Consider the following 13,487-nt stretch of genomic DNA (forward strand, 5'->3'; position numbering starts at 1 on the left):
TGCGTCCGACATGCTCATCGGGACCGAAGGAGCCGGCCGCCGACCGCCGCATCCGCGTCCTCGGCCAGTGCTGCCAGCACGCGTTCGGCGGATTCCTGAACGAAGAAGTGGCCACCCGGGAAGCTGCGGGGCGGCTGTTCACGCGTCGTGTGCGCGGCCCAGCCGCGCTGCGCCGCAGTGCCGTCGACCATCGGGTCGTGTTCGCCGAGGTAGACGTGGATCGGGCAGCCGAGCGGCGGCGGCGCTCGCCGCGTCCGGCGTTCGAGGAGGCCGAGGTCGGCGCGCAGTACCGGCAGCAGCTCGGCGAGGTACTCCGGGTCGGCGAGCAGTTCCTCGGGCGTGCCGCCGAGGGTGCGCAGCCATCGCACCAGTTCTTCGTCTCCGGCGTCGGAGGGGGTCTGCCGGATTTGCCGCTTCAGCGGCCCGCTGGCGGCGGCGATCAGCGCCAGCGGCTCAATGCCTTGCCGGGAGCGCAGTTCGTGGGCCAGATCGAGGGCGAGGACCGCCCCCATGCTGTGCCCGTAGAACATCACCGGCCGTTCGAGCAGCGGTGCCGCGGCGTCGGCGAATTCCCCGACGGCGGCCTCGATGCTCGCGGCCCACGGTTCGCCCTGCCGGCCGCCGTGGCCGGGCAGTTCGAGCGCCGCCACTCCCATGCTCTCGGGAAGGTGCGCGGGCCAGTTTCTGAACAGTCGTGCGTCACCGCCACCGGGAGGCAGGCAGAGCAGCCACATCCGGACCTCGTCCGCCTTCGACCACACCCGTAGCGCGTTCATGCGACACCACACTGTTCCCGTCGAGTCGGACGATCCCTCAGAGCTGGTTCGAGGTTCGCAGCCGGTACGGGGGCCGGACAGTCGGGGAGTTCCCCTACCCGGCCGAGAGCGGCAACGCCTCGGACAGGGCGCCGTTCCGTGCCAGACTGCGGGGCTCGACAGCCGAGACGGTGAAGGGGTGAGGGCGACGGTGACCAGGTGGCACGACGCTGACGACCGGCCGCGCGTCATCGCACTGTGGGGCATGCCGCGCAGTCGCTCCACGGCGTTCTTCCGGATGATGACCGAACGCGGTGACTTCCACGTCCTGCACGAACCCTTCTCCAACCTGGCCGAGTTCGGCAGCGTGGAGGTCGGCGACCTGACGGTCAGGAAGGAGTCGGAACTGACCTCGGCGATCCGGGAGCTGTCCCGGTCCGAGCCGGTCTTCTTCAAGGACACGACCGACGAGCGCTATCCCGCGCTCCTCGACGACGAGGCCTTCCTCGGCCGCGACGCCACCCACACGTTCATCATCCGCCACCCCGCGCAGACCATCGCGTCCTACCACGCGCTCAACCCTGAGGTGCGGCTCCACCAGATCGGCGCGGAGGCCCAGTTCGAGATCTATCAGGCGGTCGCCGAGCGGAGTTCGGGGCCGCCGGTGGTCTTCGACTCGTCCGACCTGGTGGCTGACGCCCCGGGCCTGGTCGCGGCGTACTGCGCCGCCGTCGGCATTCCGTTTTTGCCCGACGCGCTGAACTGGCGGCCCGGAGAGCGCGACGAGTGGCACCGCACCTCCCGTTGGCACGCCGACGCCAGCGCGTCGGCCGGCTTTCGCACGACGCCGCGCGAGTACGGGACGGACCTGGCGACCGACCCGGTGCTGTCCTCCTATCTCCGGCACCACCTGCCGTTCTACGAGTCCTTGCACCGGCGCCGGCTACACCCGGCCGGGCTCGAGTAGCCGCGCGGTGGCCGGCCGGTCGGCCTTGCCCGTGGAGGTCAGTGGCAGGGCGTCCACCATGACGAAGCGCCGCGGCACCATCGACGGGTGCACCCGGGCGCTCAGGAACGAGCGCAGCTCCGACTGCTCCGCACCGCCCACGACGACCGCGGCCAGGGAACGCTCGAGGGACTCCTGACCGGTGACGAGGCACACCGCCTCCTTCACCCGGGGGTGTTCGAGCAGCATGCTCTCGACCCCCTGGAGCTCGACCCGATGGCCGTCGATCTTGACCTGCTGGTCCTTGCGCCCGGCGAACCGGAGAAGCCCCGCGCGTTCGCTCGCGAAGTCGCCCGTGCGGTAGTACCCGTCGGTGAGGGCGCGCGCGCTCGCTTCGGCCGCGTTCTCGCCCACGTAGCCGCGCATGATGATCCCGCCGACGCACAACTCGCCCTGCTCGCCCGGCTCGACCTCGGCCCCGTGGCGTCCCGCAGTGTCACCCGCACTCCCGGGACGGCGGTGCCGAGCGGCGGGAGCGCGGGCCACTGGGCCGGGTCTCCGGGCAGCGCGTAGCGGGTGATGATGTAGCTCTCCGACGGGCCGTACTGGTTGGTCAGCCGGGTGCTCGGCAGGCGCAGGAACATGCGCACGATGTCCGGGCTGCACTTGAGTGTCTCCCCCGCGGTGATCACCTCGGTGAGTCGCAGACGTGGCACGAGCGGGCTCGTGGCGGCCTGTGCGGCGAGCATCTGCAGTGCGACGTAGGGCAGGTGGAGCACCTCGATCCGGGTCTCGACGAGCCAGGCGAGGAACGCGTCCGGGTTGGCGCGGATCTCCTCGGGCACCACGGCGAGCGTCCCGCCCGATGCGAGCGTGCAGGTGATCTCCTGCAGCGAGACGTCGAAGGCGACCGAGGCGAACCACGCGACCCTGCGGTGCGGGCGTTCACCCAGTTCGGGAAGCTGCCAGTCCAGCAGATTGTCGAGCGCGGCGCGGGGCATGGCGATGCCCTTCGGCCGACCGGTGGACCCCGAGGTGAACACGTAGTAGCCGTCGTCGGTGCTGCGGCCGAGGCCCAGGGGCGCGGTGTCGTCGGGTCCCGGTCCGCCGTGCCGCTCCACGGTCTGGTCGTCTGCGATCGTGGCGGCCGGAGCCGTGGCGCGCAGCATCTGCTCCCGCCGCAGCGGGGCTGCGCCGGGGTCGAGGGGGACGATCGCGGCGCCCGCGCGCCAGACGCCCAGTGCCGCCACGATGTGTCCGGCGCTCCGTCCGGCGGCGAGGGCGACCCGGCTGCCCGGCCCGATACCTGCTTCGGTGAGCCGGGCCGCGGTCCGGCCCGACTCCGCCCACAACTCCGCGTACGAGAGGGCACCGCCCTCGTCCAGGATCGCGGCCGCGTGCGGGTCCGCCGCGGCGTGGGCCGCGATCCGGTCGATGAGTCTCATCCCTCGGCCTCCACTAGGTCGTGCTCCACGTGATCAGGGGTCTTGCCGAGTGAACGCACCGTCCGGTGCACCAGGGGCAGCACGGCCGCGGTGAACACGAACGGAAGGATCCACAGCGTCGCCTGCGCACCGATCCGCTCCACGAGCAGGCCGCCCAGCAGAGCACCCACCGGGACGGTGCCGTAGGTGACCATGCGATAGCTGGCGTTCATCCGGGAATGGAGGCGCGGGGGCGTCAGGAGCTGTCGCACCGTCACACTCACGACGCCTCCGACGCCCGTGCCCACCGAGGTGATGCCCAGGGCCAGTGCGAACGACGTCACCACGACCGTGCGCGAACCGTCCACCAGGGGCAGGATCCAGAACGCGTTCACCGAGATCGCGAGCACGCCGAGCATGGCCCGGCCGTACCCGAACGTCCGGATGAGCCGGGGTGCGGCCAGGGTGCCGACGACGGCGCCGACGCCGCCGCACACCAGGACGAGGCCGTAGGCGGCGCTGCCGTATCCGCGGTCCCGTACGAGGTGGATGACGAGGACGACGTTCAGGAGTTGGGCGCCGGCGTTGTTGAGTGCCGCGTGCACGGCGATGTTGCGCACCGAGGGCGTTCGGAAGACGGTGTGCAGTCCCTCCCGTACCTCCTTGGGCAGGTTGCGGGCGGGGCGGTCGGCCGGCGGCGGGGGTTCGCGGTGCAGCAGCCGGCTGGTCATCAGCGCGCACCAGAGGTAGGAACACCCGTCGAGGACGAGTGCGTTCGACGCACCGACCAGCGCGGTCAGCCAGCCGGCGAGCCCGGGGCCCGCGGTGCCGCCCACGGCGAGGCCCACGTTGAGCCGGCTGTTGGCCGAGGCCAGTTTGTCGGGGCCGACGAGCTGGGGCACCAGGGAGACCTTGGCGATGTCCGAGATGACGGCCCCCGCGCCGCCCATCAGGGCGACGGCGTAGAGGTGGGCCAGGCTGAGCGAGCCGACGGCGTCCACGATCGGGACCGAGAGGACGAGACCGGCGCTGATCAGGCACATCCAGATGAGCACCGGCCGCCTGGCCCGGTTCTCCAGCCACACTCCGGCGGGCAGCGGCACCAGCAGGAACGCCAGTGTGTAGAGCGCCTGGAGCAGGCCGACCTGATCGGCCGAGGCGTGCAGGGTGGTCACTGCCATGTAGGGCAGCACGAAGAGCGTGATCTGCGAGCCGAGTTGCGACACGACGTCCCCGGCCCACAGGCGCCGGAAGTCACCGTCCTGCCGTGCCGGGCGCGGGTCCGCCTGCGGTTGCCTTCGGGTCAGCACCGGTGCACCACCTCACTTCGCGCCCCAGCGCTTCGAGAAACTCCCGAGTCACGCTCGGGGATCGGGGCCCGGACCGACCAGTCGGGAGAAGTCCCGATAGCCGCCCCGCACCGCGCGCGCCACAGTTGCCAGGCACCAGGAGTCTGCGCAGAGGAGATGCCGCATGCCGAGGTTCGAAGCCGGCGGGCCGATCCAGGCACGTGCCCGCACCACTCGCACGACCACCGGCGAGGTCACCGAGGCCAAGCGTCTGCTGAAGGAGCTGGGCGCGCGCCGGAACGCCACGGCGCGGCTGTCCCCCGTGCCGCGCGACCGTCCGCTGCCCCTGTCCTTCGCCGGCCAGCGGCTCTGGTTCCTCGACAAGTGGACGCCGGGGCAGCCCGTCTACAACTCACCGCTGGGGCTGCGCCTGTACGGGGAGCTCGACCACGAGAAGCTGGTCGCGGCGCTCACCCTCGTCGTCGGCCGGCACGAGAGCCTGCGCACCCGCTACAGCGAAGAGCACGGCGTGCCCCACCAGATCATCGATCCGGCCCCGGACCGCGTGGACATCGCGCTGACCGATCTGACGGGACGGCCGGACGCCGAGGAGGAGGCCCGTGCCCTCGCGCACGAAGTGGCCACCGGTGCCTTCGACCTGGCGTCGGGGCCGCTGTTGCGTGCCCGGCTGATCCGGCTCGCGCCCACGGAGCACCTGCTGGTCCTGTGCATCCACCACATCGCGACCGACGGCTGGTCCACCGCCATCCTGGTCTCGGAACTGACGGCCTGTTACTCCGCCGCGGTCGCCGGTACCGAGCCCGCACTGCCTCAACTACCGGTCCAGTACGCGGACTTCGCGGCCTGGGAACGGGAGCGGGCGTCGGCCGACGCGACCGAGCGGCTGCTCGCCTACTGGCGCGAGCGCCTCACGGACCTGCCGACCCTGGACCTGCCCACCGACCGGCCGCGCCCGGCCGAGCAGAGCTTCCGCGGCGCGACCACTGTGCTACGGCTGCCCGAAGGGCTGCGCACACGCCTCACCGAGCTGGCGCGCGCCGAGCAGGCGACGCTGCTCAGTGTGCTGTTGGCCGGCTTCAACGCGCTACTCACCTGCTACACCGGTGCCGAGGACGTGGCCGTGGGCTCGGTGTTCTCCGGGCGCGACCACCCCGACATCGAGCCGCTCATCGGCTTCTTCGCCAACACGCTGGTGCTGCGCACGGACACCTCCGGTGACCCGGCCTTCAGCGAGCTGGTCTCCCGGACCAGGCAGACCGTCCTCGGCGCCCATCTCCACCAGGGACTCGGCTTCGACCGGCTCGTCCGGGAGCTCCACCCCGAGCGGGACGCCAGCCGCAACCCGCTCTTCCAGGTCTCCTTCACCCTCCAGAACGCGACGGCCGGCAGCGGCGGGGCGGGCGGTCTGCGGGTCGCCCACGAGCCCGTCGGGCAGGGGACCGCCCGGTTCGATCTCGCCGTGCAGGTCACCGAGGTTCCGGGTGAGGGCCTCGACCTCTGGGCCGAGTACGCCACCGACCTCTTCGACGGGGACCGGATCGAGCGGCTGCTGACGCAGTACGCCGCCGTGCTCGACCAGGTGTGCGCCGACCCCGCCGTCCCGCTGTCCCGCCTCGACCTGCTCGACCCCGGCCAGCGGTCCCGCGCGCTGCGCCACAGCACTGGGCCGGCCGCGCCCGGTGCTCGCGGCCGGCTGCTCCACCAGCTCTTCGAGGAGTGCGCCGACGCCGACCCCGCTGCACCGGCCTGCGTCTTCGAGGGTGCCACCGTCTCCTACGGCGAACTGAACGCCCGGGCCGACCGGTTGGCCCGGCGGCTCACCGACGCCGGCGGCATCGTCGGCGTGCTGCTGCCGCGGGGCCCCGATCTGCCCGCGGCGCTGCTCGGGGTGCTCAAGGCGGGCGCGGCGTATCTGCCGCTCGACCCGGGCTATCCGGCGGACCGGATCGCGTGGATGCTCGACGACGCGGACTGCCGGACCGTCGTGACCGTGCGCGAGGTCGCCGGGCTCCTGCCGGCGGGCGTGTCTCGCGTCCTGCTGGACGCCGAGGACGCCGAGGACGCCGAGGACACCGACGACGCCGCTCACGCGGACGGCCACGCTCCCGCGCCGGTCATCGACCCTGCTTCCGCCGCGTATGTCATCTACACCTCGGGCTCGACGGGCCGTCCCAAGGGTGTGGTGGTGGAGCACCGGCACGTCGTCGAATTCGTGCTCGGCATCGTCGAGACCTTCCAGCTCGCGCCCGGCGACCGAGTGCTCCAGTTCGCCAACCCCGCCTTCGACGTCAGCATCTTCGACTTCTTCTCTGCGCTCACCAGCGGCGCGGCGCTCGTGCAGGCACCGGTCGAGGTGCTGCACGACCTGGACCGCCTCGCGGAATTGATGCGCCGCACGGCGGTCACGGTGACCGACCTGCCTCCGTCGATCCTCGCCGAGCTCGACGCCGGCTCCTTCCCCGACCTGCGGGCCCTGTTCGTGGGCCTCGAGCCCTACCCCGGCGACCTGGTCAACCGGTGGAACATCCCCGGCCGGGAGTTCCACAACGCCTATGGACCCACCGAGGCGACCGTGGCCTGCATCGACCATCTCGTCCCCGATGTGCTGGACGGGCCTCCGCCGATCGGTCTGCCGCTCGCCGGCTACCGGGCCTACGTCATGGACGAACGCGGCGATCTGGCGCCCGACGGAGTACCCGGTGAGCTCTACATCGGCGGGACGGGCGTGGCCCGCGGCTATCTCGGCCGCCCGGGGCTGACCGCCGAGAAGTTCCTTCCCGACCCCTTCGGCCCGCCGGGCAGCCGGGTCTACCGCACGGGTGATCTCGCGATCCGCCGCCCCGACGGCGTCCTCACCTTCCACGGCCGGGTGGACCGCCAGCTCAAGCTGCGCGGCCTGCGCATCGAGCCCGGCGAGATCGAGGCGGTTCTCACCGATCAGCCGGGGATCAGGCAGGCCCTGGTGACGCTGCGGGACGGTGCCCTCGTCGCCCACGTCGTGACGACGGACGGTGCCGCCCCCGACACGACAGCCTTGCGCGCAGAGCTCGCGGCGCGGCTGCCCGCCGGCGTGGTCCCCTCCTCGTTCGTCACCCTCGACGGCTTCCCGCTGAACGCCAACGGGAAGATCGACCACGCGAAGCTGCCCGACCCCGACCGCCCGTCCACGCCCGAACGGTCCGAACCGCGCACGCCGACGGAGACTCGGCTCGCCGAGATCTGGAGCGAGATCCTCGGCACCGAGGACCTCGGGGTGCACGACGACTTCTTCTCCCTCGGCGGCAACTCGCTGCGGATCACCCAGATCACGTCACGGGTACGCGACGCCTTCGGAGTCAGCCTGGAACTGCGCGCCTTCTTCCGCGCCTCGACCATCGCCGGTCTGGCGGCACTCATAGACAGCGAGGAACTGGCCGCGGCCGACGAGGACCTGCTGGCCGAGCTGCTCGACGATCTGGAGGACCATTGATGGACACCGATCTGCGCGAGCGCCTCGCCACGCTGTCCCCCGAGCGGCGTGCCGAGTTGCTCGCCCGCCTCCGCGCCGAGGGACCTGCGCGTCGACGGGGCGGCATGCCCGGGCCCGTCCCCCCGCTGCCGCCGGACACGGTCGCCCCCATGTCGTACGCGCAGCAGCGCATGTGGTTCCTCGACCAGCTGATGGAGCATCAGGCGATCTACCACACGCCCGTGGTGCTGCGGCTGCGCGGCCCGCTGGACGTATCCGCCCTCGGTCGGGCGCTCACCGCTCTGGTCGCCCGGCACGCGGTGCTGCGCACCAGGTTCGCCCGGGACCAGCAGATCGTCGAGGACCCGCCCGCCTCGGTGCCGCTGCCGCTGGAGGACCTGTCAGGACTCGACGCGTCAGGGCGGGAGCGGGCGGTGTACGAGCACGTCGCGCAGGCGGCCCGGCAGCCGTTCGACCTCACCGCGGCCGCCCCGCTGCGGGCCCGCCTGTACCGGTTCGCCCCCGACGACCACGTCTTCGCTCTGATCCTGCACCACGCCGTCGTGGACGACTGGTCGATACCCCTGCTCGTCGGCGAACTCAGCCGGGACTACGCCACCGATCCCGGTGAGTCCGGCGCCCGCCCGCCGGCCCCGGACGTGCAGTACACGGACTACGCCGCCTGGCAGCGCGACCGGATCGCCGGGCCCGTGGGCGAGCGGCAGGCGGACTACTGGGCGCGGCAGTTGGCGGGAGCCGTACCCACGGTGCTGCCCGCAGACCGGCCGCGCCCGCACCGGCCGACCTGGGCCGGCGAGACGATCACCGGGGTGACATTGCCACCCCACCTGGCCGAAAAGCTGACCGCGGTGCACGACGGCCCGCTGCTCACCGTGCTCGCCACCGCTCTGAACGCGCTGCTGACGCGCTGGACCGAGAGCACCGACATCACGATCGGCACCGTCTTCGCCGGCCGGATCAGGCCCGAACTCGAGTCGCTGATCGGCTTCTTCACCAATACGGTCGCGCTGCGCACGTCCAGCGCGGGAGACCCGTCGCTGGACGTTCTGCTCGAGCGCACCGCCGACACCGTCACGGACGCCTACCGCCACCAGGAGCTGCCGTTCGACCAGGTGGTGGCCCGGCGCCGGCCCGCGCGCTCCGGCGCCCGCAACCCGCTGTTCCAGGTCGCGCTGGTGACGAGCGAGGCCCCGGTCGAGGAGTTCACACTCGGCGACCTGCGGGTGGAGTCGTGCGACGTACCGCTCGGCACCTCGCGTTTCGATCTCACCCTCAGCGCCGCCCGGACCTCCGAGAACGCCCTCGTACTGAACGCCGAGTACTCGACCGAGCTGTTCGACCGTGCACGCATCGACAGTCTCCTGGCCGACCTGCGGACCGTGCTGGAGCACATGGTGACGGCGCCCGGCACTGCGGTGAGTGCCCTCGCGCTGCAAGGGCCGGTCCCCGGTGTCACGCTCGCCGGGACACCGGACGACGCCGAGCCGCTCCCCACTGCCGAGCCGCGGCCCGCGTCCGAACTGAGGACCGCGCTGGGGCAGTCGGTCTCCGAGCTGTGGCGCGAGAGGCTGGGTGTGGACCACGTGCGGGCGGACGACGACTTCTTCGCCCTCGGCGGCGGGTCGCTCCAGGCGGCGGCGCTCGTGGTCGAGATCCGGGAATGGACCGGGACCGACCTGAGTCTCGGCGAGTTCCTCAGCCGTCCCACCCTGGGCGCCCTGGTGGCCGCGGCAGAGGACGCCCTGGCCGCGAAGCGTTCCGATCGGCCGGACGCGGCCACCGTCGCGCAGGCGGATCTCGTGGTTCCGCTGCTGCCCGGAGACCCTGGAGTCACCCCGGTCTTCTTCTTCCACGCGAGCAGCGGATCGTCGTTGGCGTACGCGGCCCTGTGCCGTGAGCTTCCGGCCGGCATCCCGTACTACGGAATCTCGGTGCCGGGCCTGGACGAGGGCGACCTTCCCGGGTCCGTGGCCGAGATGGCGGATGCCTACGCCGACGCCGTGTGCGAGGTGGCGCCCGAGGGTCCCTACCGGCTCGTCGGCTGGTCGGTCGGCGGTGGGCTCGCCCACGCCACCGCCGTGCGGCTGCGCGCGCGGGGCCGGCACGTCACGCTGCTCGCGATGCTCGACACCCAGCAGCCGACCATGCTGGACGAGGCACCGGATGCGGCGCTGCTGCGCGCCATGTTCGCCGAGAACCTCGCACTGACGGCCGGTCTCGAACCACCCGAGGAGTGGTCGGCCGCGGAGCTGTCCGGGCTCGACGAGAAGGCACAGGCCGACCGGATCATCGGCGCGCTGGTGGACGAGGGCCTGGTGCCGCCCGGATCCGCTGCCCTGATGAGGCGCCGGATGGAGGTATTCCGCGTGATCATCTCGACGGCGGCGGTATGGCGGCCGGAGCGTTACGACGGACAGATCGACCTGGTACACGCCGGGACCACCCCGGCCTCCACCGTCGAGGACTGGATGCCTTGGACCAGTGGGCCGGTGATCGGGCACCACACACCGGGCGACCACTACGGGATGATGCGGCCTCCGCAGGTGGCTCAGTTGGGCCGAACGCTCGGTCCGCTGCTGGCGCGGGAGGTGCGGTGAACACGACGAGCCTGCCCGTCGCCGACGCGCCCGGCATCCGCCCGACACCCGCGCAGCGCTCCTTCCGCGCGGACGTGCGCGCGCTGCTGCGCTCGCCCCGCGTCCAGGACGAGGTCGACCGGATCCGGCGGCTTCCCCCCGGGGACGAGCCCGGACTGCTCGAGACCTACCGGCTGCTCGGCGAGCGCGGCTGGCTCGCGCCGAGCTGGCCCGAACAGTACGGCGGTCTCGGGCTCGGGCACCATGAGTCCGCCGTGGTCACCGAGGAGATGATCCTCGCCTCAGTGCCGGACGACGCACATGTGCTGAGCGTCGACATCGTGGGGCGCTTCGTCCTCGACAGCGGCACCGACGCCCAACGCACGCGGCTGCTCCCGGCGTTGGCGCGAGGCGAGCAGATCGCCACCGTACTGTTCACCGAACCGCAGGCGGGCTCCGACCTCGGACGGATGACCACCAGGGCCGAGCCGGACGGCGACGGCGCCTGGCGGCTCTACGGCACCAAGGTGTTCAACCAGAAGTCCGGCTTCGCCGATACGGCCCTGTGCGCGGCGGTCACGGTGCCGGGGCCGATGCCCGGGATCGGGCTCTTCCTGCTGCCGCTGCGCTCCCCCGGCGTGACCATCCGCACGCTGTCGAACCTAACCGACGACGCCTTCTGTGAGATCTCCATCGACGGGGTCCGGCTGACGCGAGACGACGTCCTCGGCGAGGTGGACGACGGCTGGCGGCTGATCAGCGAGCTTCTCGTGCTGGAGCGGACCGGCGTCGACTTCCACGCCAAGATCCGCCACTGGCTCGACTCGGTGGCCGACGCGGTGCCCGACGCACTGCGGGAGCGGTACACCGAGCTCGACGCGCGGCTGACGGCCGGACATGCCCTTGCCTGGCGGATGGTGGCCGGCCTGGACGCCGGTCACGCCGATCCGGTCCTGGCCGCGATGTCGAAGTGGTACGTCACCGAGCAGGCCCGCGAGGTGGCCCGGTTCGGTCTCGAACTGCGCGGCCGGGAGGGCCTGTTGACCAACCAGGACCCCGACGCGCCGGACCTCGGCCGCGTCGAGCGGGCCTTGCGCTACGCCCCGACGCTCACCCTCGCCTCGGGGACCTCCGAGGTGATGCTGCGCGCCATCGCGACCTCTCACCTGGAGCTGCTGTGACGACCACCGCCGCCCCGCTGACCGACATCTTCTCGCCCGAACTGCGGCCCGTACTGCGCAGGCTCGGAGAACGCCCGCTGTCCGCGGAGGCGGCGACCGCCCAGGGCGCGGTGTGGGCGGCACTGTCCGAGGCCGGCGCGCTGCACGAGAAGTACGCCGTGCTGCCTGTCGCCGAGCTCCTCGGCGAAACCCTCTACCGCGGGCCGTACCTCGACACCGTGGCGGCCGTCGCGGCCCTGGCCGCGCTGCCCGGCTCGCCTCCGGCGGAGCAGCTGCTCGACGGGATGCGGTGCGGCGACCTCGCGGCGGCGATCGCCGGGCCCGACCGGCGCTTCGTCCGCTGTGCGGACCAGGCCGACCTCTTGATCACCGTCGACGGGGCCGAGTTCACCGTCGTCGAGTTCGACCGTCCGGGTGTCAGGCTCTCGGAGCACGCGGACCTCGGCCGCGGCGGGCTCTTCAGCGTCGACGTGGACGCCGGCGTGCCCTCGGTGCTGTCCGGCCGGCTCGCCGATCCCGGAGCCCTCAGAGACCGGATCCGCTCCGCTCAGGCCGCCTACCTGGCCGGCCTGAGCCGCGGCGCACTCGACCTCGCCACCGAGCACGTCCGCCGCAGGACGGTGTTCGGCCGGCCGCTCGGCGCGCACCAGTCCCCCGCCTTCCGGCTGGCGGCGCTGTCCGCCCGGCTCGAGGCCGTGCGCAGCCTCGTCCACCGCGAGGACGAGCCCGCCCACGCGCTGCGTCTGGCCCGTGAGTTGGCCGTCGACACCACGACGGAGGCCCTCCAGCTGCACGGCGCGTCCGGTCTGCTCGACGAGGACGACGCGCAGCTCTTCTACCGCCGTGCCCTGACCGAGTCCGCCCTGAGCCGATGACCACCGCCACGCTGACCGAACGCGGCCTGTGGGTCCGGCAGTTCCGCCCCGCGCGTCCGCGGGCACCGCGCCTGCTGTGTGTTCCGCACGCGGGCGGCTCGGCCGGCTTCTACCTCCCGTTCTCCGATGCCCTGTCACCGGAGTTGAACGTCCTGGCCGTGCAGTACCCCGGCCGTCAGGACCGGCGCCGAGAGCCCGCGGCCCGGTCCATCGCGCCGCTCGCCGACGCGCTCTTCGGCCTGCTGGACCCAGAGGACACCACGCCTCTGGCACTGTTCGGCCACAGCATGGGCGCCGTCGTCGCCTTCGAGCTGGCCCGCAGGCTGGAGGCCGACGGGCGCCCCGTCTCCCTCCTCGTCGCCTCCGCCCGCCGCGGCCCGTTCCTGCCCCCCGGCCCGTCGTTCCACCACCTCGGCGACGCCGCGATACTCGCCGAAGTGGAGCGTCTGAACGGCGCCGACGGCCTTCCCCCGGAGCATCCCGGTCTCCTGAAGCTGGCCCTGCCCGCGCTGCGCGCCGACTTCCAGGCCGTGGAGACCTACCGCGCCGCCCCGGCTCCGCTGCTCACCTGCCCGGTCATCGCCATGACGGGAGTCGACGATCCCCGCGTTCCCCCCGCCGACGCCCGGGCGTGGTCCGCCGTCACCACCGCTCCTGTCACCCTGTCCGTCCATCCGGGCGGCCACTTCTACCTCCTCGCCCGTGTCCCCGAGATCGCCACCGAGCTCGGACACGCACTCACCGGGCAGGGCCGAGAGGTGCACGGAGCCGGGGGCGTCCGACGGCTTTCCCAACGATTCGACCTGCACGCAAACATGACGTCGGAGATTTTTTGACCGCTTTCTCGACTCGCCTGCCGCGCCGTCTCGAGCCATCGAGCCTATTTCCCAAGTCCGTCTTGAGTCGCGGCTAATAGGATTCCGGACCATCGGCTCAACGGGCAGATCGACA

10 protein-coding genes are annotated in these 13,487 nt (G+C 72.2%); 6 read left to right on the forward strand and 4 right to left on the reverse strand.

What is annotated here, in order from left to right; translation table 11 throughout:
* Window positions 1-14: 14 nt before the first annotated feature.
* Entirely contained in the window at window positions 15-776 is a 762-nt protein-coding gene (locus DSC45_RS24010; protein ID WP_162929330.1) for a thioesterase II family protein, read from the reverse strand.
* A gap of 190 nt (window positions 777-966) precedes the next feature.
* Here DSC45_RS24010 and DSC45_RS24015 point away from each other — a divergent pair, with 190 nt between their 5' ends.
* On the forward strand, window positions 967-1,722 hold the full coding sequence (locus tag DSC45_RS24015; protein ID WP_240434812.1) for a sulfotransferase-like domain-containing protein: 756 nt from the start codon (window positions 967-969) through the stop codon (window positions 1,720-1,722).
* On the opposite strand, the gene DSC45_RS36555 is transcribed toward DSC45_RS24015, so the two are convergent.
* Genes DSC45_RS36555 through DSC45_RS24030 form a run of 3 tightly spaced genes read right to left on the reverse strand, consistent with a single transcriptional unit; the run spans window position 1,699 to window position 4,435 of the window.
* A complete protein-coding gene (locus DSC45_RS36555; protein WP_240434813.1) occupies window positions 1,699-1,950 on the reverse strand; it encodes an AMP-binding enzyme in 252 nt (83 codons plus the stop codon). The genes DSC45_RS24015 and DSC45_RS36555 overlap by 24 nt on opposite strands.
* The gene (locus DSC45_RS36560; protein WP_119294011.1) at window positions 1,926-3,146 is read right to left on the reverse strand and encodes an AMP-binding protein; all 1,221 of its coding nucleotides are present in this window, start codon (window positions 3,144-3,146) and stop codon (window positions 1,926-1,928) included. The genes DSC45_RS36555 and DSC45_RS36560 overlap by 25 nt, the downstream gene beginning before the upstream one ends.
* Window positions 3,143-4,435 (reverse strand): MFS transporter, encoded by a 1,293-nt coding sequence (locus DSC45_RS24030; protein WP_119294012.1) that lies wholly within the window; start codon window positions 4,433-4,435, stop codon window positions 3,143-3,145. The genes DSC45_RS36560 and DSC45_RS24030 overlap by 4 nt, the downstream gene beginning before the upstream one ends.
* A gap of 163 nt (window positions 4,436-4,598) precedes the next feature.
* On the opposite strand from DSC45_RS24030, the gene DSC45_RS24035 reads away from it, so the two are divergent.
* Genes DSC45_RS24035 through DSC45_RS24055 form a run of 5 tightly spaced genes read left to right on the forward strand, consistent with a single transcriptional unit; the run spans window position 4,599 to window position 13,372 of the window.
* A complete protein-coding gene (locus DSC45_RS24035; protein WP_119294013.1) occupies window positions 4,599-7,904 on the forward strand; it encodes a non-ribosomal peptide synthetase in 3,306 nt (1,101 codons plus the stop codon).
* The gene (locus tag DSC45_RS24040) at window positions 7,904-10,501 is read left to right on the forward strand and encodes a condensation domain-containing protein (RefSeq protein WP_119294014.1); all 2,598 of its coding nucleotides are present in this window, start codon (window positions 7,904-7,906) and stop codon (window positions 10,499-10,501) included. Before DSC45_RS24035 ends, DSC45_RS24040 begins: the two co-directional genes overlap by 1 nt.
* A complete protein-coding gene (locus DSC45_RS24045; RefSeq protein ID WP_162929332.1) occupies window positions 10,498-11,661 on the forward strand; it encodes an acyl-CoA dehydrogenase family protein in 1,164 nt (387 codons plus the stop codon). The genes DSC45_RS24040 and DSC45_RS24045 overlap by 4 nt, the downstream gene beginning before the upstream one ends.
* Window positions 11,658-12,536, forward strand: coding sequence for an acyl-CoA dehydrogenase family protein (locus DSC45_RS24050; RefSeq protein ID WP_119294016.1), 879 nt, complete (start codon window positions 11,658-11,660; stop codon window positions 12,534-12,536). Before DSC45_RS24045 ends, DSC45_RS24050 begins: the two co-directional genes overlap by 4 nt.
* A complete protein-coding gene (locus DSC45_RS24055; protein ID WP_119294017.1) occupies window positions 12,533-13,372 on the forward strand; it encodes a thioesterase II family protein in 840 nt (279 codons plus the stop codon). Before DSC45_RS24050 ends, DSC45_RS24055 begins: the two co-directional genes overlap by 4 nt.
* The last annotated feature ends 115 nt before the right edge of the window (window positions 13,373-13,487 follow it).

Source organism: Streptomyces sp. YIM 130001 (genome assembly GCF_003574445.1).
Taxonomy (GTDB): Bacteria; Actinomycetota; Actinomycetes; order Streptomycetales; family Streptomycetaceae; genus Streptomyces.